This is a genomic window from Larkinella sp. (assembly GCF_965227735.1).
Classification (GTDB): domain Bacteria; phylum Bacteroidota; class Bacteroidia; order Cytophagales; family Spirosomataceae; genus Larkinella.
The window spans coordinates 7,263,206-7,285,781 of sequence record NZ_OZ245776.1; the positions used below are offsets into that span (position 1 = coordinate 7,263,206).

A 22,576-nucleotide genomic window follows, 5' to 3' on the forward strand; every position below is an offset into this window, starting at 1 on the left:
TTATCTCTATTCCTAACATGAAAAAACCTGTAAAAATCCTGGTATTTCTGCTGGTTCTGGGCCAAACCCTGGCCTTTGCCCAGAACAACCGCGTGACCGGCAAAGTCACCGGGGCCGACAACAAGGCGCTTCCCGGCGTGAATGTGCTGGTGAGCGGAACCACCGTGGGGACAGTCGCCGATGCCGATGGCAACTACGCCATCAATGCGCCCTCAGATGCTTCGCTGGTCTTTTCCTACATCAGCTACATCACCCAAACCGTTGCGGTCAACAGCCGTTCGGTGATCAATGTGCAACTGGTGGAGGATACCAAAAATCTGAACGAAGTGGTCGTGACGGCCCTCGGGATCAAACGCGAAGCGAAAACGCTGGGGTATGCCACCGCCACGGTCAACGCCGACCAGATTTCGACCAATCGCAGCCCCAACCTGATGACCGGTTTGCAGGGCAAAATGGCGGGGGTCAACATCTCGACCATGTCGACCGGGCCGGGCGGCAGTTCCAAAATCCGGATTCGGGGCCAGTCGTCGTTCAGTGGACAAAACAACCCGCTGATTGTCATCAACGGGGTTCCGGTCGACAATTCCAACTATGCCCTGGGCGGCAACTTTGGAAACCGCTCGGCCAACAGTTCGGACGGGGGTGACGGTCTTTCGAGTATCAACCCCGACGACATCGAGACGATGACGGTTTTGAAAGGTGCCACGGCAGCCGCCCTGTACGGGTCGCGGGCGAAAGACGGCGTGGTGATGATCACGACCAAAAGCCGGGGGGCGGGCAAAGGTTTCGGGGTGGAATACAACACCAATTTTACGACCGACACCCCCCTGGATTTTACGGATTTCCAGTATGAATACGGTCAGGGTGAGGGCGGTATTCGACCCACGACGCCCAACCCGACGTCGGGCGTCTGGAGTTTCGGCGAAAAATTCCAGCCGGGCATGACGCAGGTGCTGTTCGATGGCGAAGTCTATCCCTACGAACCGGTGCGCAACCGGGTTCGGCAATTCTACAACATCGGGACCAATTTTACGAACACCCTGACGGTTTCCAACAACACCGAGTCGGGCGGTTTCAGTCTTTCATTTGCCAATACGGACAACAAGGCAATCACGCCGAATTCGGATTTTAACCGGAAAACCATCAACCTGGGTTTCTCGCAGAACATCAATAAAAATCTGGTCGCCAGCGGGAACATCAACTATTCCAACGAATACAACCGCAATCCGACGCAGCTCAACACCCAGGATTTTGCCACGCCCACGGTGGTCATGACGCTGGCAAACTCGATGCCGTTTGAAGCCCTCAAAAACAATCAGGTGCTGCCCAATGGCGATGAGTTCGTGTTTTCGCGGTTTCTGGTACGGAACAATCCCTACTATTCGGTGAACTACCACTTCGAAAACATTAAACGCGACCGGCTTTTTGGCAACGTCGCGCTGAAATACCAGTTTACGAAGTGGCTGTATTTGCAGGGACGGTTGGCGCAGGATTTGTATACCCGGAACCAGGATTATAACATTCCGAACGGCTACGCGCCGATTGCCAAAGCCCCGGCGGGGTACGTCAACGGGTCGTATACGCAGGATGTGCGCAAGTTTGTGGAACGGAATTATGACTTTATTCTGGGCGGAAACCACACGTTCGGAAACATTGGCGTCGATGTTACCCTCGGTGGAAACCAGCGGTTTGTGCGGATGGACTACAACAGCGTGGCTGTGCAGGATTTTGTGCAACCCGGTTTGTATACGGTGATGAACGGACGGGTGAAAAACCCCTTGTACAGTTTGTCGGAACGGAAAATCAATTCGCTGTATGCGGCCGCGACCATTTCCTACAAAGAATATCTGTTCCTGAATGCCACCGCGCGGAATGACTGGTTTTCAACGCTTTCGCCCGAAAACCGCAGCATCCTGTATCCCTCGGTGACGGGGAGCTTCGTGTTTTCGCAGGCCTTTACCAATCTGCCGACCTGGCTGACGTTCGGGAAGATCCGGGCCGCCTATGCGCAGGTGGGCGACGACAACGTAAGCCCGTATTCTAACGCGCTGTTTTATGCCGTCAACAACAACAACTTCCCGACGCCTTCCGGTCAACTGGTTCCGGTGGGGGGCATCAACGCGTCGTCGGTGCCCAACCGCAACCTGCGGCCGTTGCGGGTTTCGGAAGCCGAAGGCGGTATTGAGTTGAAATTCTTCAACAACCGCCTGGGCCTCGACTTTACGTATTACCGGAAAATAACCGAAGATCAGATTCTGGCGACGCAGGTTTCGGATGCGTCGTCGTATACCAACAAACTGATCAACGTCGGTAAAAGCATGAACAAAGGGATCGAGGTGTTGCTGACCGGCACGCCCATCAACACCTCGGCGTTCCGCTGGGATGTCAGCGCCAATTTTGCCTACAACACGTCCGAAGTGCTGACACTGGGGTTGGGCGTGGCCGATACTATGATTACCGTCGGCGGGTCGGGGGGGAGCACGCTCCGGCAGGTGGTGGGCAAACCCATTGGCCAGTTGTTCACGTTTAACTACCTCCGCGATGCGCAGGGAAGGCAGGTGTTTGATAAAGGAAGCGGGCGTCCGTTGCGCAACAACACGCCGGTGAACGTCGGAAATGCCTTGCCAAAATACTTTGGCGGTATTACCAACACCTTCAATTACAAGGGAATAACGCTTTCGGCCCTGATCGATTTCAAATTGGGACACAAAATGATTGGCGGTCAGAACATGAATTACCTGCGCCACGGTCTGCACAAAAAGACACTCGATGGCCGGGCCGAGGGCTACGTCATTGGCAAAGGCGTGAACCCGGACGGCGAAGTGAACACGACGCGCTCCGCCGTGCAGCCGTTCTATGAAACGCCGAACGTGCTCGGGATTTACGAGGATTTTATCTACAACGCCGGGTTCTGGAAACTCCGTCAGCTTACGCTGGGCTACGATTTTACGAAGCTGCTGCCGCAGAAATTTTTCATCAAGGGCATTCGCCTGAGTGCGGTTGCCAACAACGTGGCGGTTTTGAAAAAATGGACCGAAAACATGGACCCGGAGATGGTGAACAATGCGTCGGATAACGCGACCGGTCTGGATTTCTGGCCGAGTTTGCCCCCAACCCGTAGCATGGGTTTCAACCTGAACATCAAGTTTTAATCCGTTGAACGATCCTGAAAAGAAACCATGAAAACGAAACTAAAACTCATTCTGGGCTTGCTGACGACGTTCAGTCTGCTCACCGGTTGCGACGATCAATTCGACGAAATCAATACCAACAAAGTCGATCCCACCACGCTGGCACCGTCGTTCGTAATGAACAAAGCCATCATCGACGCGACTTACCTCGACGGTTTCGGCACACTGCAAATGCTGTGTTACGAATTCGGTATTGTGCAGCAGATCATCACGCCCTACGGCAGTTCGCTGGCCGGGGCCAACTACAACCAGAATAACGTGAGCAACACGCCCCTGGTCTGGCAGAATTTCTACCGGAACGTGCTGAAACAGATTGTCGATGTCGTGGAGAAAACGAAAGAAGATGCCAATCGGACCAATCTGTACCACTCGGCCCGGATCTGGAAGGCGTACTCGTTCATGATTTTGACCGACACCTACGGCGATATACCATATACCGAAGCGGCAAAAGGTTACATCAGCGAAATCACCTCGCCGAAATACGATTCGCAGGAAGTGATTTACAAGGACATCCTGAAAGAACTGGACGAAGCCTCGGCGGCACTGGATGCGACGAAAGCCATTGAAACCACCGACATTTTATACGGCGGCAACGTAGCCAAATGGAAAAAACTCGGGTACTCGCTGATGTTGCGGGCGGCCATGCGCCTGACCAAAGTGGACCCGACGACCGCCAGAACCTACGTGACGAAAGCCGTTGCTGGCGGGGTCATGCAGTCCAACGACGATAACTCGGTGATGCGGCACACGGCTTTGTATAACAACTGGATTGCCAATCACTTACAGGCTCGCGAGAAAACCAATTTTTACCTGACCGCGCCGTTTGTGAATTACCTCAAAACCAACAATGACCCGCGTTTGGCTTCAATTGCCGTCCGGTATGTGGGTGCGAAAGGCGGGCCGGAGCAGGTGGCTTCCCGGGCTTCGACCGATCCGAAAGTGCAGATTGGGATGCCAATGGGCTATGACAACGTGACGGTTTCGACCCCGGCGGTTCTGGCGCAATATGGCGTTGCCAGCCTCTGGGATTTCACGCAGGTCAACCTGAACACGGTGTTGAAACTGGACGCGCCGGAGTTTCACGTCACGCACTCGCAAACGCAACTGCTGCTGGCGGAGGCCGCCGTGCGGGGTTGGGTGACGGGGAATGCGGCTGATTTTTATGCCAAAGGCATTCGGGCGAACATGGAGCAGATGGCTGCTTACGACGCCACAGCCGCCATTAAAGAAGATGCCATTCAGGCCTATCTGGCGGCTCATCCCTTCGACACGGCCAAGGCGCTGGAGTTGATCAACACGCAATACTGGGTGTCGTCGTTCCTGAACGGCCCCGAACTGTTCGCCAATTTCCGCCGAAGCGGCTTTCCGACTTTATCCAAAAACCCCTATCCGGCTTCTGAAATAACCGAAGATTTCATTCGCCGGATGCCGTACCCCGACAGTGAAACCATTGTCAACCAGCAGAATGTCAATGCCGCCATCGCCCGGCAGGGGCCAAATACCTTGAGCACACGGGTTTGGTGGGATAAGAAGTGAGTTATTACACAGAGTTTATCAGAGGACATCAGGGTTTATCAGTGGAAAAAGAGAGAAATAATACTTTGATAAACTCTGATGTTCTCTGATAAACTCTGTGTAACAGTACGTACTTAACCTGATTCAAAAATGAAGAAATCGAGTATTTCCCGACGCACCGCCATCCAGTCGGTTTTGGGCGTAGCGGGCACCACGATCACGGCCTTGCCCCAGTCATCCTACGCGTCCAGTCCCGGCCAGTTCCGGGAGTATGGCAAAGTGAAAATCACCAAACTGGAAACGTTTCTGGTGAAACCCCGCTGGATTTTCCTGAAAATACACACCGATGTGGGCGTGGTAGGGTTGGGCGAACCACTGCTGGAAGGCCGGGCATTAACGATCCAAACCGCCATCAAAGAAGTTGAGCCGTATCTGATTGGCAAAGACCCCCGGCACATTATTCACCACTGGCAGGCCATTTACCGGCATGCGTTTTACCGGGGTGGTCCCATTTTGACGAGCGCCCTGAGCGGGATCGATCACGCCTTATGGGACATCAAAGGCAAGCTGTTGAACATACCGGTTTATGAACTGTTCGGTGGCCCTACCCGCGACCGCGTCCGGATTTACGGCCGGGCGAGCAATGCCGAGGACATGAAGAAACGGAAGGCGGAAGGCTACACGGTGATCAAAACCGGGATTGCCAAGAAAAATCCGGCCAATATTGTGGAGAATCCCCAGTTTGTAAAGTACGCAATCGATAATTTTGCCTCGCTTCGGGAAGCGGGTGGGCCGGAGATGGACATTGCCATCGACTTTCACGGGGCCATTTCGCCCCAACTGGCCAAGGTGCTGATCAAGGGACTGGAACCGTATCAGCCGATGTTTATCGAAGAACCGTGTCAGGCGCAGAACGTAGATACGATGGTGGACATCGCGCGCGGAACCCATTTGCCGATTGCCACCGGCGAACGGATTTTTACGAAATGGGGTTTTCGCGAGATTCTGGAAAAAGGAGCCGCCAGCATCATTCAGCCGGATCTTTGCCACGCGGGCGGGATTACGGAAGGGCGGATCATTGCCGGTATGGCCGAAGCTTATTACGTGCCGATTGCTCCACACAACCCGATGGGGCCGATTTCGCTGGCAGTTGGCTTGCATCTGGCTGCGAGCGTACCCAATTTTCTGGTACAGGAACAGGTTTCGCTGGGCGAGGGCTATTTGAAAAAACCGTTTAAACTGGAAAAAGACGGGACGGTTTTGATTCCGTCGGGGCCGGGTCTGGGTGTCGAACTCGATGAAGCTCAACTCAAAGACAAAATTGGCCACGACTGGAAAAACCCGGAAACGTACAACGCGCTGGACGGTTCTGTCGTCGATTGGTAATTGATTAGCAGTATCCGGTTTTCGGTATCCGGTTTTCGGTATGCGGGACTGGTGTGTCAACTACCGAAAACCGAAAACCGTATACCAAAAACTGAAACTTAAACCAGACTGGTTAATGAGTAACTATTTATTATGTTGTGACTGGGGGACTTCTTTTTTTCGATTGCGACTCATTGACCGGTCCGATTATCGACTCATCGAAGAAGTTACTTCGCAGCAGGGTATCGCCGGTATTTACACGAACTGGAAAGCGATTGGGGAACGGGCCGGCATTGGAAAGGAACAGTTTTTTCGGGATGCACTGCTAAAACAGATCGACTTACTGGCCAGCAATGCCGGAATTAAACTGGATCAGGTTCCGGTGGCGGTTTCGGGTATGGCCTCTTCCTCCATCGGAATGGACGAACTACCGTATGCGTCTTTGCCCTTCGCGATGGATGGCAGTCAGGCCAGTTTTCGCCACTTCGATGCGACCGAAGCGTTTCCGCACGAACTGATTTTGATTTCTGGCGTGAAGAGTCAGGAAGACGTAATGCGGGGGGAAGAAACGCAGTTGATTGGCTTAACGGCCCTCCTCGACCGGGAAGGAAACCGCCCCAACGAAGCCATTTTCATCTTTCCCGGCACCCATTCCAAGCACATGTATGTGCAGGGGGGGCAACTGCTGAATTTTGAAACCTACATGACCGGCGAGGTTTTCAACCTGATGGCTTCCACCAGCATTTTAAAAGACTCCGTGGACGTCAGTGGTTTCAATGACTTTTCGGAGGTTCATCTGGCGGCTTTTAAAGCGGGTCTTTCGGAGGCCGGTGCGCCCTTGTTGAACCGACTGTTTACGGTCAGAACCAATCAATTGTTCGGGAATTTAACAAAACAGCAAAATGCGTTTTACCTGAGCGGACTGTTGATTGGGGCTGAACTAAAACCGCTTCAGGAAAAGGATAGCTGGCAACTGGTTTTGTGCAGTGGAACCAACCTGTTTCCTTTTTATAAACAGGCGATTGAAGACCTGAATTTGTCCGGACGAACGACCACCATTGCCGCCGAGCGGATTGACAAAGCCGCCATCATCGGGCAGGTTATTCTGTTTCAGAACCAGAACCTAAACGTTTAAGCTGTCATCGAATGAGTCAGACTCTTTTTTCCTGGGATTTATTTAAAAAAGCCCCCATCATCGGAATTGTCAGAAATCTGGCGGTTGAGGATGTGATCAAAATCCTGCCGGTTTACCGGAACGCCGGACTCACCACGATTGAAATTACGATGAATACCGCCGGAGCCGAAGACCTCATCCGGTTTGCCGTTGCGCAGGAGCAAACCGGACTGAACATCGGTGCCGGAACGGTTTGTACAGAACCGGAACTGGAGCGGGCGCTGGCGGCCGGGGCGCAGTTTATCGTAACGCCCATTCTCAACGAGAACGTGATCCGGACGTGCGTGGCGCGTGACATACCGATCTTTCCGGGCGCGTTTACGCCTTCCGAAATTTACAAAGCCTGGTCGCTGGGAGCCAGTATGGTCAAGGTTTTTCCCGCGGCATCACTCGGTTATTCGTACCTGAAAGAAGTGAAAGGGCCGCTCAACCAGATCAGGTTGGTGCCGACGGGCGGGGTGAGTCTGGCCAACATGACGGATTTCCTGAAAGCCGGGGCCGACGGGCTGGGTATCGGCGGTCAACTATTTGATAATAAACTGATTCAACAAAAAAACTGGCACGGTTTGCAGCAACATTTCCGGCAGTTTGTCGACCAGCTCTCAGCCAGTCAATGAGTTTCGTCTCCCGTTTCAACCTGACTATTCACCCAAGATCCTACCCCGCGTGTCGACTGTTCAAATAAAGAATTACCGCTGGATGGTTGTCGCGCTGGTGTTTTTAGCGACCACCATCAATTACCTCGATCGCCAGATTATTGGCTTACTGAAACCCATTCTCGAAACCGAATTCAACTGGACGGAAACGGATTATGCCCGGATTGTGATGGCGTTTACGGCCGCCTATGCCATTGGCCTGGGGCTTTCGGGCTGGCTGATCGACAAAACCGGTACCAAACTTGGCTATACGATCACCATTGTTTTCTGGAGTGTGGCCGGGATGCTCCACGCCGTGGCCCGGGGAGCCGTGGGGTTCGGTCTGGCGCGGATTGGCTTGGGACTCGGGGAGGCTGGCAATTTTCCGGCGGCTGTCAAAACCGTGGCCGAGTGGTTTCCCAGAAAAGAACGCGGACTGGCCACCGGCATTTTCAATTCAGGAACCAGCGTCGGCGTCGTGCTGGCGTTGGTGCTGGTGCCCTGGATATTGAGTGCCTACGGCTGGCAGGAAGTATTCTGGATCACCGGCGGTCTGGGCTTTGTCTGGCTGATCTTCTGGTTAATTTTTTACGACATTCCTGCCCGGCAAAAACGACTGACTCCGGAAGAGTTTTTGCTGATTACGAATGGGCAGGAAAAGGACGAAAACAAAGCCGACGGTCAGGTTTCGATCCAGTGGTTTAAACTGTTCACACTGCCCCAAACCTGGGCATTCATCACCGGAAAAGCCCTGATCGATCCGATTTTCTGGTTTTTTTTATTCTGGTTACCCTCTTATTTCTCATCCACTTACAACCTGGATTTAAAAAAAATCAGCCCGGAGTTAATGATCATTTATACTGCCACGACCGTGGGCAGCATTGGCGGAGGCTATTTCTCATCGTGGCTCATTAAAGCGGGCTGGCCGACCCTGAAAGCCCGCAAAACCGCCCTGTTGATTTTTGCCATTCTGGAAGTATCGATCATTCTGGCGCAATTTGCTACCAATGTCTGGATGGTTGTCGCGCTGATCAGTCTGGCCGTTGCCGTGCATCAGGCCTGGGCCACCAACATCTTCACGATGGCTTCCGATCTTTTCCCCAAACAGGCCGTTAGCTCGGTGGTCGGCATCGGCGGAATGGCCGGGGCAGTGGGCGGGATCTTTTTCCCGATGCTGGTGGGGTATCTACTCGACAGCTATAAAGAAGCCGGTAATCTGTCGGCAGGCTACAATATTCTGTTCACAATTTGCGGGTTTACTTACTTAATTGTCTGGACGATTATTCATTTCTTAACCAGAAAGTCTAAATTGGTCGAGCTAAACCAATTGATCTGATTCCGAATGACTCGCGTAAAACCCAGACGTATGCCCCTAAATCCCGAACGTCGGCCCGGCCTAAAGGGGACTTTCAAATCCGGATTAAGCAGTGTCCAAGTCCCCTTTAGGGGATTTAGGGGTAACCTTTCAGGAATTAAGGGCAAACCGCAGAAAATCCTGTTGACCATTTTTTCATTACTTCTTCTTGCCGGACTGCTACCCACACTCAGCGGCTGGGTCAGTCCACCGGCGCCGACGAAGCCCAATGTGGTTCTGTTTTTTATCGACGATCTGGGCTACGGTGATTTGTCGTGCACCGGCGCATTGGGCTACAAGACGCCCAATCTCGATCGGATGGCGGCAGAGGGAACCCGGTTTACGAGTTTTCTGGCGGCTCAGGCGGTTTGTAGTGCCTCGCGGGCGGCTTTGCTGACGGGCTGTTATCCCAACCGGCTCGGCATTTCCGGAGCCTTTGGCCCCAATTCGCCGGTCGGACTCAATCCTGAAGAGGAGACGATTGCAGAGTTACTGAAAGAAAACGGCTACGCGACCGGAATTTTTGGCAAATGGCATTTGGGCAGCCAGACGAAATTTCTGCCGCAACAACAGGGCTTTGATGAATATTATGGTGTCCCATATTCGCACGACATGTGGCCGCTCCACCCCAATCAGGCGAAGGCCAATTATCCGCCTTTGCATCTGATCGAAGGCAGTACGCCCGGTAAGGAAGTCCGGACGCTGGAGGATGCGAGCCACCTGACGTCCTCGATTACGGAGCGGGCCGTCGGTTTTATTCGCAAACACAAGAAAGAACCGTTTTTTATGTACGTGCCGCACCCGCTGCCGCACGTGCCGCTGGCGGCTTCCAGCCGGTTTCGGGGCAAAAGTGCCATCGGTTTGCTGGGCGATGTGATGATGGAACTGGATTGGTCGGTGGGGCAGATTATGCAGGAACTGAAACAGCAGGGGCTGGACAAAAATACCCTCGTCATTTTCACCAGCGACAACGGCCCCTGGCTGAATTACGGCGACCACGCGGGTTCGGCGGGCGGTTTTAGGGAAGGAAAAGGAACGTCGTTCGAGGGCGGTCACCGCGTGCCCTGTATCATTCGCTGGCCGGGTGTGGTGCCAGCGGGGCGGGTTTGCAACAAGCTGTTGACGACAATGGAAATTCTGCCGACGGTTGCGAAATTATGCGGTGCCCGGCTACCGAAGAAAGCCATCGACGGCGTCGATATGGTCGCGTTGTTGAAAGGCGACGAAACCGCTACGCCCCGCGATCACTTCTTCTATTATTACCGAAAAAACAGCCTGGAAGCGGTTCGGAAAGGGGATTGGAAGCTGGTGTTTGCCCATCCGGGTCGCACCTACGAGGGTTTTCCGCCGGGTAAAGGCGGACAGCCGGGCCCAAATACCGAAGATCATGCTTTTCCGATCGCTCTCTATGACCTTCGGCGCGATCCCAGCGAACGGTATGATGTACGGGAACAAAATCCCGAAATCGTGGCGGTTTTGGAAAAATTAGCCGACGAAGCCCGCGCGGATCTGGGAGATGATTTGCAGAAAAGGGAAGGGAAAAACGTGCGTCAGGCGGGGCGGGTTGACAACTAAAGGGATACGTCCGCAACTACCTCATGTGCTGGCAAAATAAAGCCCACTGAGCCAGAAGTCTCCACCGGATGGGCTGGTTCAATGGGCTTTATTTTAATTAATTAGCTGCTTTGGCTGCTTCAATGGCTGCTGCCGCTTCAAGTGCAGCAATGGCCGCACCATTTTTCTCCGCATATTCGTCACGTTGGGATTCAAAGTACGAGAAAATCTCCGTGATGGAATCCAGGTTTTCAGCGATTTTTCCATGCATGGTTCCCAGGGTTTTTTCCAGGTGTGCATCATTCAACCCGTTCATGTTGTCAACCTCGATTTTCCCAATTTTCTGAATGAGGGCCGTCTGACTATTTTGAAGATCCTCGAATTCACGAACAATCTTATTCATCAATTCAAACTTCTGTAGCTTATCCATAATAATAATTTGTGGTAAATACAGAATACTAACCGGATGCCTGCAAAAAAGTTTTACGGATGGGATCATCAAGGTAAAGAAGTTGGGTGTTCGCCGGAGTGAATATTTATCAGCCCACAGCTAAAGCTGTGGGTAAATTGAAGCGAGACCGAATCATTCCGGAACCGTTTTAACGGTTTGCTGGCCGATGAAACCGTTAAAACGGTTCGGTTAGCATGGGGTTATTTTTCGCTTGACCCACAGCTTTAGCTGTGGGCTGATAAGCCAAAATATGAATCCGGCGGTTATTTTATTTAAAGCAATAAGGGAGCTTTTAGCATCCAGATTAAGCTGCGTCCAAGTCCGGCATCGGCCGCCCGGCCTTTAGGGGAACGGAGCAGAAAGCGACAGTCCTAAAACCATTTAACGATCGTTAGAACCAAAACTCAAAACGGGTTTTGCAAAATAAAACCGTTCCAGTCCAGGGCAGATTGGTAGAAATATTCGCGCCAGTTGCCAATCAGGCCTTCGCGGATTTTGACGCTCACCATGCCATGCGCGCTGGAACCGTTGGTGAGTGTAAACTCGCCCGAACCAACCTGGGTTTGTTCGTCGAACGTCAGGTGGTGCCACACCATCTGCACCACTTTCGGGCGTCCTTTCCAGCCGCCAAAAAACTCGAAAATCCGGTCGCGACCCCGGTAAATCTGTTTGTTGGGCGGTTCGGAATAGATGGCATCCAGTGTGAAGCAGTCGGCCGCTTTCCGGCCATTGTTTTCGTTGAGACCGGCGGCCACGGTTTGCATGAGCCGAACAAATTCGGCCCGGTTGATGGGTTTCCGGTTGCCCAACTGGGCCTGAGATTCAACGAATAATCCGAAGAAGAAAAAGCAGAAAAGTAAGGTTCGCTTCATGAAATGGGGGCAGTGGGTGCTTCCTGTTGGAGCAACGATCAGTCGTTCAGATAGATTGTCAGGCGGAGGATTTTTGCCCTAAAATTTCTTTGGCAGCCCGAATGCCCTGGTAAAAAGCTTCTTCAAAAATCGAAATTCCGCTCAGGTCCGAGTGCGCAAAATAGAGTTTGTGGTTGATAGCCGTAGCGGCATTCTGGCGGGCTTCTCCCCAAACAAAACCGGGCGTGGGCGCAATCATGCCATGCCCCCAAATCCAGCAGTCGATGGTCGTAATGAAGTCACTGACACCGGGATGCGCTCTTTCCAGGTCGGCCACCAGCAGCGACACCCAGTCTTCATACGGCGTTTGGTAGGCTTTGCGCCGGGCCAAATCGGGCGGTTCCTGAACCAGCGGCCAATACACCGTAATCACCTTTTGATGACTCGATTTCAGGTGCTGATGCGTGGCCGTAACGTAGCCGACGGAGGGGCTTCCGTAGATCACGTTATCCCAGCAAAGCGGCATGCCCCGGTTTTGCGGCAATCCGCTGACGGTCAGATTGGCCACCAGCCAGGGCGCGTATTCGAATCCGGCGATTACCCGGTTTTTGAGCAGATTCTTCGTAATAAACTGGGGAGTAGCCAGCAAAACCTTTCGGGTCTGAATTGCAGTAGTCTTCTTCTGAACCACATCGTAACTAAGAACGCGAACACCCTGATCGGTTTCTTCAATACGGAAAACCAGCCGGTTGGATTGGATGGGAGACGCTGCCTGTTTTTGTAATTGATTGACCAAAAACGCATTGCCTTCCGGCCAGGTCAGCACTGCATTGGCGTCGGCATTGGCGGCAAGGCCTTTTCGGGCGGCAAAATAATGCAAACCCGCCCAGGCTGAGGTGGTCTTCAGGGTTGTTCCGTAATCATCCTTGCAACCGTATTCCAGAAACCAGCGTAAATACGGCGAGGTAAACTGCTGCTCGTTCAGATAGGTTTCGAACGAAACCGCGTCCCACTGCCGGAAACGGTCATCCGTCGAAGACCCGTCGAGCGGAATGGCAAAGGCATCCCGGCCATCCTTTCCTTTGGCTTGTTTCAGTTCGTCTACGAGTTTAAAAAACCGGGCGATCTGCTGTCTGTCGTCGTCCGAAATCCCCACTTCCGGCACCAGCCCTTCCTGCCAGTGCCCGTTGATGAACAGCCGTTCTTCGGGATCATGACAGAGGTAATAATCATTGTAAACCGGTAAACCGCCTGAATCAAAACCAGTAATGACCTGACTATCGGTCAGAAAATCAAGTAGTTCGTGATTTCGAAGATCAGGAATCGGTAAATAATGCGCGCCCCACGGATAGGCCGATACGGCATTCTGGCCACTGACGGAGTTGCCCCCCGGCCGATCCGCCAGTTCCAGCAGCAACACATCCCGCATGCCCTGCTGCCAGAGCCACCGCCGGGCCGACAAACCGGCCACGCCACCGCCCACGATCAGGACGTCCGTTTTCAGTGTCTGGGTCGGCGGAGGCAGTTTTTCCGGATTCCGCAGCAAATGGCCGACCGCATGATTTGCCCCAACCATCCCGCCCTTGATATGCTGGTGGGACGACGGTTGACAGGCACTCAACCCCGCCGATCCGGCCAGCAAAGCCGACAAACCGAGTCCGGCGGCTTGTTCCAGAAACTGTCGGCGGCCCGGCGATTCGGGCGGGTCAGTGGGCGTAGGGCGTCCAGTCATCTTCGAAATAATGCACCAGCACCTGGTTGTTGAGCTTGTTGATTTCGGTCGGCACCTCGGCCATGTCGGGCGGAAAATTCAGCATGTCGTGGATCGTGCGCGCATTGACAAACCGGAGCCCCTTCGGTAATGGCCCGTCACCCCGCCAGTGGTGGTTTCGCAGCAGCAGAATAAAACCCCATTCGCCAAACGAGGGCACGTAAGCGTGGTACGGAATGGTCTGAAAACCGGAAGCCGCAATCGTGTTTCGAATGCACCAGAACGACTGCCGGGCGATGTAGGGCGAGGTCGATTGCACCACCGCCAGACCACCCGGTAAAATCAGGCGATTGAGTTCCTGGTAGAAGGACGTGCTGTAGAGTTTGCCAATTGAGTAATTCGACGGATCGGGAAAATCAACCACGATCAGGTCGTACCGGGCGGTGTCCTGCCGGACGAAATTGTAGGCATCGGTATTGATAATCTGTACTTTAGACGAAAGCAGGGAACAGTTGTTGAGTTTAAGAAGTACCTCATTCCGGCGAAAAAGATCCGTCATGCCGGGGTCGAGGTCGACGAGCGTAACGGACTGGATTTGCGGGTATTTCAGGATTTCGCGCACGGCCAAGCCGTCGCCACCACCCAACACCAGCACCCGGCTGGCCTTCGGAAGGGCCTGCAAAGCCGGGTGAACGAGCGCTTCATGGTAGCGGTATTCATCCGCCGAACTGAACTGGAGGTTGCCGTTGAGAAAAAGCCGCAACTCGCGGTTGTTGGCCGTCAGCACGATGCGCTGGTACGACGTGCTTTTGCTGTAAATCACCTTGTCCTGAAACGTCAGATTTTCGGTGTAGGTCATGATCTGTTCGGCGTAAACAAAACCGCCGATCAGCAGGAATGAGGAGAGGAGGATGGCCGTGACCAGCGACCGGCGATACGGGTTGGTTTCGGGAAACTGATGCAGTAGAAACCAAGCGACGGCGACGTTCATCAATCCGAAAAACAGGGACGTCCGGATGAGGCCCAGGTAGGGAACGAGAACGAGCGGGAAGATCAGCGAAGCGAGCAAGGCTCCGATGTAATCAAAGGTGAAAACTCTGGAAACCAGGTCTTTGAACGTAAGTTGGTTTTCCAGAATCCGCATCAGCAACGGAATTTCCAGCCCTACCAGAATCCCGGTCAAACTCACCAGCGAATACAGAACCAGCCGAAACGAAGCCGCGTATTCGAACAACACAAAGAGCAGGGGAGCGCTGCCACCGCCCACGATGCCGACCAGAATTTCGATGCGGATGAACCACTTCAACAGATTGCCATCGAGGTATTTGGACAGCCACGAACCGATGCCCATCGAAAACAGATAGACGCCGATGATGGTCGAAAACTGCGTTACCGAATCGCCCAGGAGGTAACTCGCCAGGGTTCCGGCCACCAATTCGTAGATGAGTCCGCAGGTCGCAATCACAAAAACCGACAGCAACAACAACAGGTGCCGGTGTCGGTGATCCGGGTTACTCATGTATGGCGGAACTGATGATAATCGCCACCGCAATCATGAAAGCGGCTGCCAGAATCGAAAGTGCGACGTTTTCTTCGTCGACAATCTTTTTCCAGAGGTTCTCGGGGGCAATTTTCTCAATAATGACGAAACTGATGACCAGGATCAGGATACCGACCAGCGAATAGACGACGGAGGGAACGATGTACTTCAGCGTAGACAAGTCCATGAGAAACAGGGTTTATTTGTGGTAAAAATAACTGCGTCGGCCCGAATGCCGCCCGCCCGAACCGTTTTTGTAATTGTCGAGTTTGTCGACACTTTCCAGATCGTCGCCCAACAACCGGCTGCCCGACATCCCGGCCCAGGCGAATCCGGCCAGGAGCAAACCGCCCGCCAGCACCAGGAATTTTATTTTTGCGAGGTTTTTCATGCGAGGTTTGTATGGCGTGTTAAAGGCTAGTGATTGATAGTTGAGCTGGTTAATTTCGCCCCTAAATCCCCTAAAGGACGGTCGGCCGCTGCCGGACTTTTAGCATCCGGAGGGCTCTGCGTCCAAGTCCGGCAGCGGCCGACCGTCCTTCAGGGGATTTAGGGGCAAAACCGGATCGAAACTAACCCGTCGGTCCAAAATCACTTTCGGCCCACCGTTTCTGTTCGAACAGATTTCGCTGAAAAAATAGAATGATCGGGTATATCGCCAGCAGGGCCAGCATGATAAACAGGTTGGAATACAGGATCGGATTTTGAATCACTTTTAGCTGGAAAGTAACCCGGTTTTTCCCTTCGGACGACGGATACAGGTTGAGGTGATAGCGCCCGGACGGAATGCGTGACAAAATGGCTTCGTCGTCCTGTGCCCCTTCCTGCCAGCTTTCGCCGTATTCAACACCGTGGTAATATTCAACAATGCGCGTGAATTCGTAGGATTGGTTGGTGCTTTCGTTGATCAGACTGACCGGTAATTCAAACCAGTTGTTGTCAATATTCACCTTCAACTGAATCGCCACAGCCGCCGGGCCGTCGATGGTGAAGGAGGGCGACACGATGGGTTGTGAACGACTTCGCACCGTCGAATCCGAGTTCCACGAAAACGCCTGATTAAACAGGGTTTGCTGCGGTTTCAGGAAGTAAAAAAGCACCTGAACGGCTACGATCAACAACGCCAGCCGGGTCGTCAGCCAGATGGCAGGCTCCCATTGATCGGCCACCGGATTAGGCTGGATGGCGCCAACGCCAGTGGGTTTTGGCAAAGCGGTTTCGGTGAGTCCGAAGGCTTTCGAAATTTCTCCCGGCGTTTTGTATTCGGCTTTATAGCATTCGGTTTTCTGGCTGGTAGCCTCCCGGCTAACCAGATAAGGCGGGTGAATATACTCCGAAATGGTCAGTTTCGTATCATCCATCACATCCCAGTAAAACTCCCCGACGGCATTCAGAATGAAGCAGTTGTAACGGTTATACAGCGCATATTCCCGGTCCTGATCCGCGACTTTCGAGCTTTTCGTTTCGGTATAGGTTTCGTCCACCGGCCGAATTACCATCCAGTGTCCCTTGAACTCGGACAGCATCTGGTGCTGACCTTCTCCGGTCATCAGGACATATTCCATCCAGCTCTCCTCGTACTGGACTTCCCGCTTGCGCAGAGCACCCGTCACCCGAATCCATTTGCCGTCGAGGTATCCTTCGGCCCCCAGCGGCAGGGCGGGTGGTACGGGCATGGGCGGAAAAGCCGTGATAATCTCCATCGGGCCGGTGTCGCCATACTGAAAATAGGTGTAGCATTGCCCACAGCAAAAATACGAACTCTCGGCCAGGTCATAGCCCGGAACCGGGGCCTGGCAGTGGGGGCAGTCGAACGAGGTGGGAGAAGAGGATGGATCGGTGGGCATGGTTTCGGACAGCGTCAGCGGATGATTTCCTGTTCGTTTAAAACCGCCGTAGCCCCGAACAGACGCAGGGATTCCTTATAAAACCGTCGGACTTTCGGGCGGTTGTCGCGTAGGAAATTGGACAGGAAAACGTCGAATGTCGCCAGCCCGTTTTCGGGCCAGGTGTGAATCGACACGTGCGATTCGGTCAGGCAGAGAACCGCCGTAAAACCGCCGTTGGGAAACGAGTGATACACCTCGCCGACCTTCGCCAGTTCCAGTTCCTGAATCAGCCTGTCGAAGCCCGCGCGACACCGCTCAACGTCCGTAAGGGCAGACAACGGGGCTTCGAAAGTCGACAGGATGTGCAGGCCGGGGCGGTAGGCATTCATGGCCCGCAAGATAGAATTTTGTTATTTCTTTTTGGAAAAATTTTGCGCTAAAAATACCGCATCAGCTTTCGACCAGCCTTGCCGGGCCAGTTGGCGTTCACGCTCGGCGGTGGCTTTGTCGCCTTTCAGTTCCGCCACGCGGGCGAGGGCAAAATGGGTTCCCGGATAATACGGATCGTGTTCAGCCAGCACCTTGGTGGCTTCTTCGGCGAAATCGGTCAATTTGAGCTGGGCGGCCACCTGCGCGATCATTTCCAGTTGGAAGAGGGCTTCAATCCAGGGATCGGGTCCGGTTTGGTCGCGGGCGCTGGCCTGGAACTTGCGGATGTCGGCCAGTCCTTTTTCCCGGGCTGCGGGGTCGTGCAGGGCAATTAGGGAGGAAAGGAACTTCGGATGCGGATCGAGCCAGGCATTCAGCCAGTCGGTGTGGGCGATGTTTTTGGCTTCCACCAGTTCGGTTTGAGACTGTTTCAGGGCAGCCCGCGCCGATTCGATCTGGTTCTTTTTCAGGGCGATCATCCCCAGTAAATAGTGTCCGATCACGCGTTCGCCCGGTGTTTTGCCTTTTGTCATTTCCTCGGCGATGGGCCTGGCCTCTTCGTCCCGGTTTTGCGTGATCAGCAGGGTTGGGTAGCCCATTTTGTTGTAAAACGTCCGCTCCAGGTTGATCGGGCGTTTGATCTCAAACCGCTCCTTCACCAGTTGTTCCGCTTCCTGAATCCGGCCCTGATACTGGTAGCAGAGTGCCAGCAACGAGATGTTGTGAATATGGTGCCAGTCGTACATCGGGTCGTATTTCTCGCTGGTGTACAGTCCGCGTTCGATGGCGTCCGTCTGTTTCATTTCCGCGATGGCACTATCCACATCCCCGGTTTTCATCAGGTCGTGGGCATACATGTGAAGCGCGTGGGCCAGATTCGGTGCCAGCCGGGCGTAGGCTTTGCCGTGTTTCAGGGCTTCGGTATAATCGCCCATGCCTTCGTAAGCGTGAATCAGATAGTGGTGGGCCGCCGGATGTTCGGGCGCAAACTGAAGGATTTTCTCGTAAATGGCGATGCTGCCCGTCGATGACCCCTGACCGCGGCCGGTGGCGAATTTTTCGTAGGAGTTGCCGGACAGCAGCCACAGTTCCGGATCGGTCGGGAAGCGCTTGACGGCCCCGTTGACTTTCGTCCGGTACTCGTTCAGTAGTTTTTGATTGCTCAGGGAATCGACAGCTTTCAACTGCGCAAACCGCAGATCGATGTGGGCTTTTTCGCGTTCCGTTGCAAATTTTGAAAACGATTTGGCGGTTTCGGCGGCTTTCAAAGCGGCCTGGTTGTCTTCCAGTTGGATATACAGACGGCTCAGGCCGACATGCGCCATCACGAACGTCGAATCGAATTTCAAGGCTTCGTGAAACGACCGGGCGGCTTCCACCAGGGCATACCCGTGCAGATACGCCATACCCTGTTCAAAATACGCCTGTGCCTTCGGGTTTTTGGTGGAGGTCGGCGTGGCGAATTGCCCGACATTCGGACGCAACGCCACGGATTGTTGCAGCAGCGAATTGGGAATCCCGCCGATGTTCGCCATGCCGCAAATGGGGGCATAGGGAACTTCGGAAACCGCCCGCGTTTGCGCCAGTACGGGCGACTTTTGGGTTTGGGAATATTCACCCACCACCAGCGCGATCAGCAGGAGCGGGAGGAAGGTGTAGGTATGGAGTCGTTTCATGAGCGTGTTGGCGGATCGGACGGGCGTTTTGTGGTCGGTTAAAAAAGCGTGTATACGTCCGGGGTGTCCGTAAAAATAGCAATTTATTGGTTGAGATGTTAACCGTTTACGAAAAGGAAAGCAAGGTCTGCCCCAACTTTTGCGCGTCGGAACGGTTTAGTAGAAAACCAGATTACACCGTATGGAAAAGATGTTTGTAGTTCGCATTGTTGCTGTCGATGAGCGGGGCGTTGAGACGCCCACCACAATACCGATGAAATTCGACACGTCGCCCGAGGTCACGTTGATTGAACAGGACTTGGATGCGCAATATCCGCACCTGAAACACCGGGTGGTTGAAATTGACGAATTAAAAACCCCGGAGCAAGTCGAAGATTGGCAGCATTCGTATCTGGGGCCGGTGCTGGGGTCAGAACATACTCCGCTGGAGGAAGAGAAGGAAACTAACTAGGTTTACGGTATTGGGTTTACCGTTTTCGGTGGCTGACGCATTCTACATTCGTTATTCGCTATTCAATATTCGTGATTTTTGAATGCGTCAGCCACCGAAAACGGTAAACCCAATACCGTAAACTATTTCAGCAACTCCCGCCCTTTCGCCAGCGCCCGGTCGAGGCCGGTGGCATCGGTGCCGCCAGCGGTGGCGAAAAACGGCTGACCTCCGCCACCCCCGCGGATTTCTTTCGCCAGTTCTTTCACCAGCGTACCGGCGTGGAGGTTTTGGGTTTTGATCAGGTCATCGGGCAGCATCACGGCCAGTTGCGGTTTTCCGTTGACATCAGCCCCCAGCACCAGGGCGAGGTTATCCAGCTTCGCTTTCAGGTCATAGGCCAGTTGCTTCAGCGCATCCGCCGATGGAACCTCGATGCGTTCCACAATGACAAAATGCCCGTTGGCCGCATACACTTTCGTCAGCAGATCCGCTTTCACTTTCTGGAGCTTCTCGGCTTCCAGCACCTCAATTTTTTTCTGCAACTGATGGCGTTCATCCATCAGGTTTTGAACGGCTTTCAGCACATCTTTCGGGGCTTTCAGGAGTTCTTTCAACTGGTCCAGTGTTGCTTGCTGCTCGTTCAGAAGGGAGAGGGCTTTTTCGGCGGTCACGGCTTCGATGCGTCGGATACCCGTCGAAACAGAGCCTTCGGAGGTAAACTTGAAGAGGCCGATTTGCCCCGTTGCCGGCACGTGCGTTCCGCCACAAAGTTCGACCGAATAATTCGGGTCGAAGGTAATGACGCGCACGAAGTCGCCGTATTTTTCGCCGAACAACGCCATCGCGCCGAGGCTTCGGGCTTCGTCGATGGGAACGTTGCGCCGTTCGTTCAACGGAATGTTTTCACGGATTTTTTCATTGACAATCCGCTCCACCTTTGCCAGTTCGTCGTCCGTCACTTTGGCAAAATGGGAGAAGTCAAACCGCAAGGCATCCGGCCCGACGTACGAGCCTTTCTGCCCGACGTGTTTGCCCAATACTTCGCGTAATGCAGCGTGCAGCAGGTGGGTAGCCGAGTGGTTGTCCTCGATGGCAATGCGACGACCGGTATCGATTTTAGCCAGTACGGCGGTATGATGATCCAGCACTTCTTCCAGATTTTTGTCGTTGGAAATGTGGATGATCAGGTCGTTTTCTTTTTTCGTATCGGCAATGCGGATCAATACGGTTTCGTCGCCCACGCGCAGTTCGAGGCTGCCCGTATCACCAATCTGACCGCCGGATTCGGCGTAGAACGGCGTTCGGTCCAGCACGATCTGGTATTGTGTGCCTTGTTTGTTTTGAACCTTCCGGTATTTGGCAATTCGGGCTTCAGCTTCGGTCTGGTCGTAACCCACAAACTCAACGCCGTCGATGTCGGTGAGTTCCGTCCAGTCGCCGGTTGCTGAGGTCGCATCCTTGCGCGAACGTTCTTTCTGTTGTTGCAGGGCTTTCTGAAAACCGGCTTCATCAATGGAAAGCCCTTTTTCACGGGCGATCAATGCGGTTAGATCGGAGGGGAAACCGAATGTGTCGTTGAGCTCAAAAACCGTCTCACCGTCAATCACTTGACCATCGGACTGCGCCAGATCGGAGGTGATTTTATCGAGTAGTTTCAAACCATTTTCCAGCGTCCGCAGAAAAGCCGCTTCTTCTTCCCGAATCACGGTTGCCACAAAATCACGCTGCGCATTCAGTTCCGGGAAAACGTCGGCAAACTGCATCGCCAAAGTGGGCACGAGTTTGGTTAGAAACGGTTCGGTAAAACCGAGGTACGAATACCCGTAGCGAACGGCCCGGCGCAAAATCCGGCGGATGACGTAGCCCGCCCGCGCGTTCGACGGCACCAGACCGTCGGCGATGGCGAACGAAACCGCCCGGATGTGATCGGCAATCACGCGCATGGCCACGTCCGGATAATCACGCTGCGAACCTTTGTAGGAAATGCCCGACAGTTCTTCGATGACCTGAATGGTGTGCGTAAACACATCCGTGTCGTAATTCGACAGTTTGCCCTGAATCGCCATGCAAAGCCGCTCGAAACCCATGCCGGTGTCGACGTGCCGCGCGGGCAGCGGGTCGAGCGAACCGTCGGCTTTGCGGTTGAACTGCATGAAAACGAGGTTCCAGATCTCCACCACTTGCGGGTGATCGGCGTTCACGAGTTCCTTGCCGGGCTTCAGTTCAACTTCCGACTGGGGCCGCAGATCGACGTGGATTTCGGAGCAGGGACCACACGGCCCCGTATCACCCATTTCCCAGAAATTATCTTTTTTATTGCCGAGAATGATGCGGTCTTCGCCCACAATCGGTTTCCACAAATCCCAGGCTTCCTGATCGAAGGGGACGTTGTCTTTGGCATCGCCCTCAAAAACAGACACATAGAGCCGGTCTTTCGGCAGCTTGTAGACCTCCGTCAGCAGTTCCCACGCCCAGGTAATGGCTTCTTTCTTGAAATAATCACCAAACGACCAGTTGCCGAGCATCTCGAACATGGTGTGGTGGTAGGTATCGAAACCGACGTCTTCAAGGTCATTGTGCTTGCCCGAAACCCGCAGGCATTTTTGCGTATCGGCCACGCGTTTGGCGGGTGGTGTTCCGTTGCCCAGAAAAAAATCCTTAAATTGAGCCATGCCCGAGTTGTTGAACATCAGCGTCGGGTCGTTTTTGGCCACCAGGGGTGCCGACTGAACAATCAGGTGGTTTTTACTCTGGAAAAAGTCTAAAAAATGCTGGCGAATTTCGGAAGAAGTCATGGTACTTGGTGGTCAGTCATCACGCCTGTGATGGCTACGGATTGAAATGTTTTGCAAATTTACGGAAAACTTG

The 22,576-nt window shown here is 53.6% G+C and carries 18 protein-coding genes; 8 read left to right on the plus strand and 10 right to left on the minus strand.

What is annotated here, in order from left to right; all coding sequences use genetic code 11:
• Positions 1–17: 17 nt before the first annotated feature.
• From ACO064_RS28730 to ACO064_RS28760, 7 genes are all read left to right on the plus strand, one after another.
• Positions 18–3,152: a SusC/RagA family TonB-linked outer membrane protein gene (locus tag ACO064_RS28730; RefSeq protein WP_421830630.1), complete on the plus strand. Its 3,135-nt coding sequence runs from the start codon at positions 18–20 to the stop codon at positions 3,150–3,152.
• Between the two features lie 27 nt (positions 3,153–3,179).
• On the plus strand, positions 3,180–4,727 hold the full coding sequence (locus tag ACO064_RS28735; protein ID WP_421830631.1) for a SusD/RagB family nutrient-binding outer membrane lipoprotein: 1,548 nt from the start codon (positions 3,180–3,182) through the stop codon (positions 4,725–4,727).
• 129 nt (positions 4,728–4,856) lie between these two features.
• Complete coding sequence (dgoD, locus tag ACO064_RS28740) at positions 4,857–6,092, plus strand: galactonate dehydratase (RefSeq protein ID WP_421830632.1); 1,236 nt, start codon at positions 4,857–4,859, stop codon at positions 6,090–6,092.
• Positions 6,093–6,207: 115 nt separating this feature from the next.
• Positions 6,208–7,206 carry a 2-dehydro-3-deoxygalactonokinase gene (locus tag ACO064_RS28745; RefSeq protein ID WP_421830633.1) on the plus strand — a complete coding sequence of 333 codons (999 nt, stop codon included), beginning with the start codon at positions 6,208–6,210 and terminating at the stop codon, positions 7,204–7,206.
• Between the two features lie 11 nt (positions 7,207–7,217).
• Positions 7,218–7,862 carry a bifunctional 4-hydroxy-2-oxoglutarate aldolase/2-dehydro-3-deoxy-phosphogluconate aldolase gene (locus ACO064_RS28750; protein WP_421830634.1) on the plus strand — a complete coding sequence of 215 codons (645 nt, stop codon included), beginning with the start codon at positions 7,218–7,220 and terminating at the stop codon, positions 7,860–7,862.
• Positions 7,863–7,944: 82 nt separating this feature from the next.
• On the plus strand, positions 7,945–9,216 hold the full coding sequence (locus ACO064_RS28755) for an MFS transporter (protein WP_421831078.1): 1,272 nt from the start codon (positions 7,945–7,947) through the stop codon (positions 9,214–9,216).
• A 168-nt stretch (positions 9,217–9,384) separates the two neighbouring features.
• Positions 9,385–10,809, plus strand: coding sequence for a sulfatase (locus ACO064_RS28760; protein WP_421831079.1), 1,425 nt, complete (start codon positions 9,385–9,387; stop codon positions 10,807–10,809).
• A 97-nt stretch (positions 10,810–10,906) separates the two neighbouring features.
• Here the strand turns inward: ACO064_RS28760 and ACO064_RS28765 are convergent, their stop codons facing one another.
• From ACO064_RS28765 to ACO064_RS28805, 9 genes are all read right to left on the minus strand, one after another.
• The gene (locus tag ACO064_RS28765; protein WP_421830635.1) at positions 10,907–11,218 is read right to left on the minus strand and encodes a hypothetical protein; all 312 of its coding nucleotides are present in this window, start codon (positions 11,216–11,218) and stop codon (positions 10,907–10,909) included.
• 425 nt (positions 11,219–11,643) lie between these two features.
• A complete protein-coding gene (locus tag ACO064_RS28770) occupies positions 11,644–12,111 on the minus strand; it encodes a nuclear transport factor 2 family protein (protein WP_421830636.1) in 468 nt (155 codons plus the stop codon).
• A gap of 58 nt (positions 12,112–12,169) precedes the next feature.
• Positions 12,170–13,822: an FAD-dependent oxidoreductase gene (locus tag ACO064_RS28775; RefSeq protein ID WP_421830637.1), complete on the minus strand. Its 1,653-nt coding sequence runs from the start codon at positions 13,820–13,822 to the stop codon at positions 12,170–12,172.
• The gene (locus ACO064_RS28780; protein ID WP_421830638.1) at positions 13,797–15,320 is read right to left on the minus strand and encodes a polyamine aminopropyltransferase; all 1,524 of its coding nucleotides are present in this window, start codon (positions 15,318–15,320) and stop codon (positions 13,797–13,799) included. The genes ACO064_RS28775 and ACO064_RS28780 overlap by 26 nt, the downstream gene beginning before the upstream one ends.
• Positions 15,313–15,528: a DUF350 domain-containing protein gene (locus tag ACO064_RS28785; protein ID WP_138990337.1), complete on the minus strand. Its 216-nt coding sequence runs from the start codon at positions 15,526–15,528 to the stop codon at positions 15,313–15,315. Before ACO064_RS28785 ends, ACO064_RS28780 begins: the two co-directional genes overlap by 8 nt.
• 12 nt (positions 15,529–15,540) lie before the next feature.
• Positions 15,541–15,732 carry a hypothetical protein gene (locus ACO064_RS28790; protein ID WP_421830639.1) on the minus strand — a complete coding sequence of 64 codons (192 nt, stop codon included), beginning with the start codon at positions 15,730–15,732 and terminating at the stop codon, positions 15,541–15,543.
• A 181-nt stretch (positions 15,733–15,913) separates the two neighbouring features.
• Positions 15,914–17,188, minus strand: a complete 1,275-nt coding sequence (locus ACO064_RS28795; RefSeq protein ID WP_421830640.1) for a DUF4178 domain-containing protein — start codon at positions 17,186–17,188, stop codon at positions 15,914–15,916.
• A gap of 14 nt (positions 17,189–17,202) precedes the next feature.
• Complete coding sequence (locus ACO064_RS28800; RefSeq protein ID WP_421830641.1) at positions 17,203–17,559, minus strand: S-adenosylmethionine decarboxylase family protein; 357 nt, start codon at positions 17,557–17,559, stop codon at positions 17,203–17,205.
• A gap of 21 nt (positions 17,560–17,580) precedes the next feature.
• On the minus strand, positions 17,581–19,275 hold the full coding sequence (locus tag ACO064_RS28805; RefSeq protein ID WP_421830642.1) for a tetratricopeptide repeat protein: 1,695 nt from the start codon (positions 19,273–19,275) through the stop codon (positions 17,581–17,583).
• Between the two features lie 181 nt (positions 19,276–19,456).
• On the opposite strand from ACO064_RS28805, the gene ACO064_RS28810 reads away from it, so the two are divergent.
• Positions 19,457–19,726 carry a hypothetical protein gene (locus tag ACO064_RS28810; RefSeq protein ID WP_421830643.1) on the plus strand — a complete coding sequence of 90 codons (270 nt, stop codon included), beginning with the start codon at positions 19,457–19,459 and terminating at the stop codon, positions 19,724–19,726.
• A gap of 122 nt (positions 19,727–19,848) precedes the next feature.
• On the opposite strand, the gene alaS is transcribed toward ACO064_RS28810, so the two are convergent.
• Complete coding sequence (gene alaS / locus ACO064_RS28815) at positions 19,849–22,503, minus strand: alanine--tRNA ligase (protein WP_421830644.1); 2,655 nt, start codon at positions 22,501–22,503, stop codon at positions 19,849–19,851.
• Positions 22,504–22,576 lie beyond the last annotated feature (73 nt).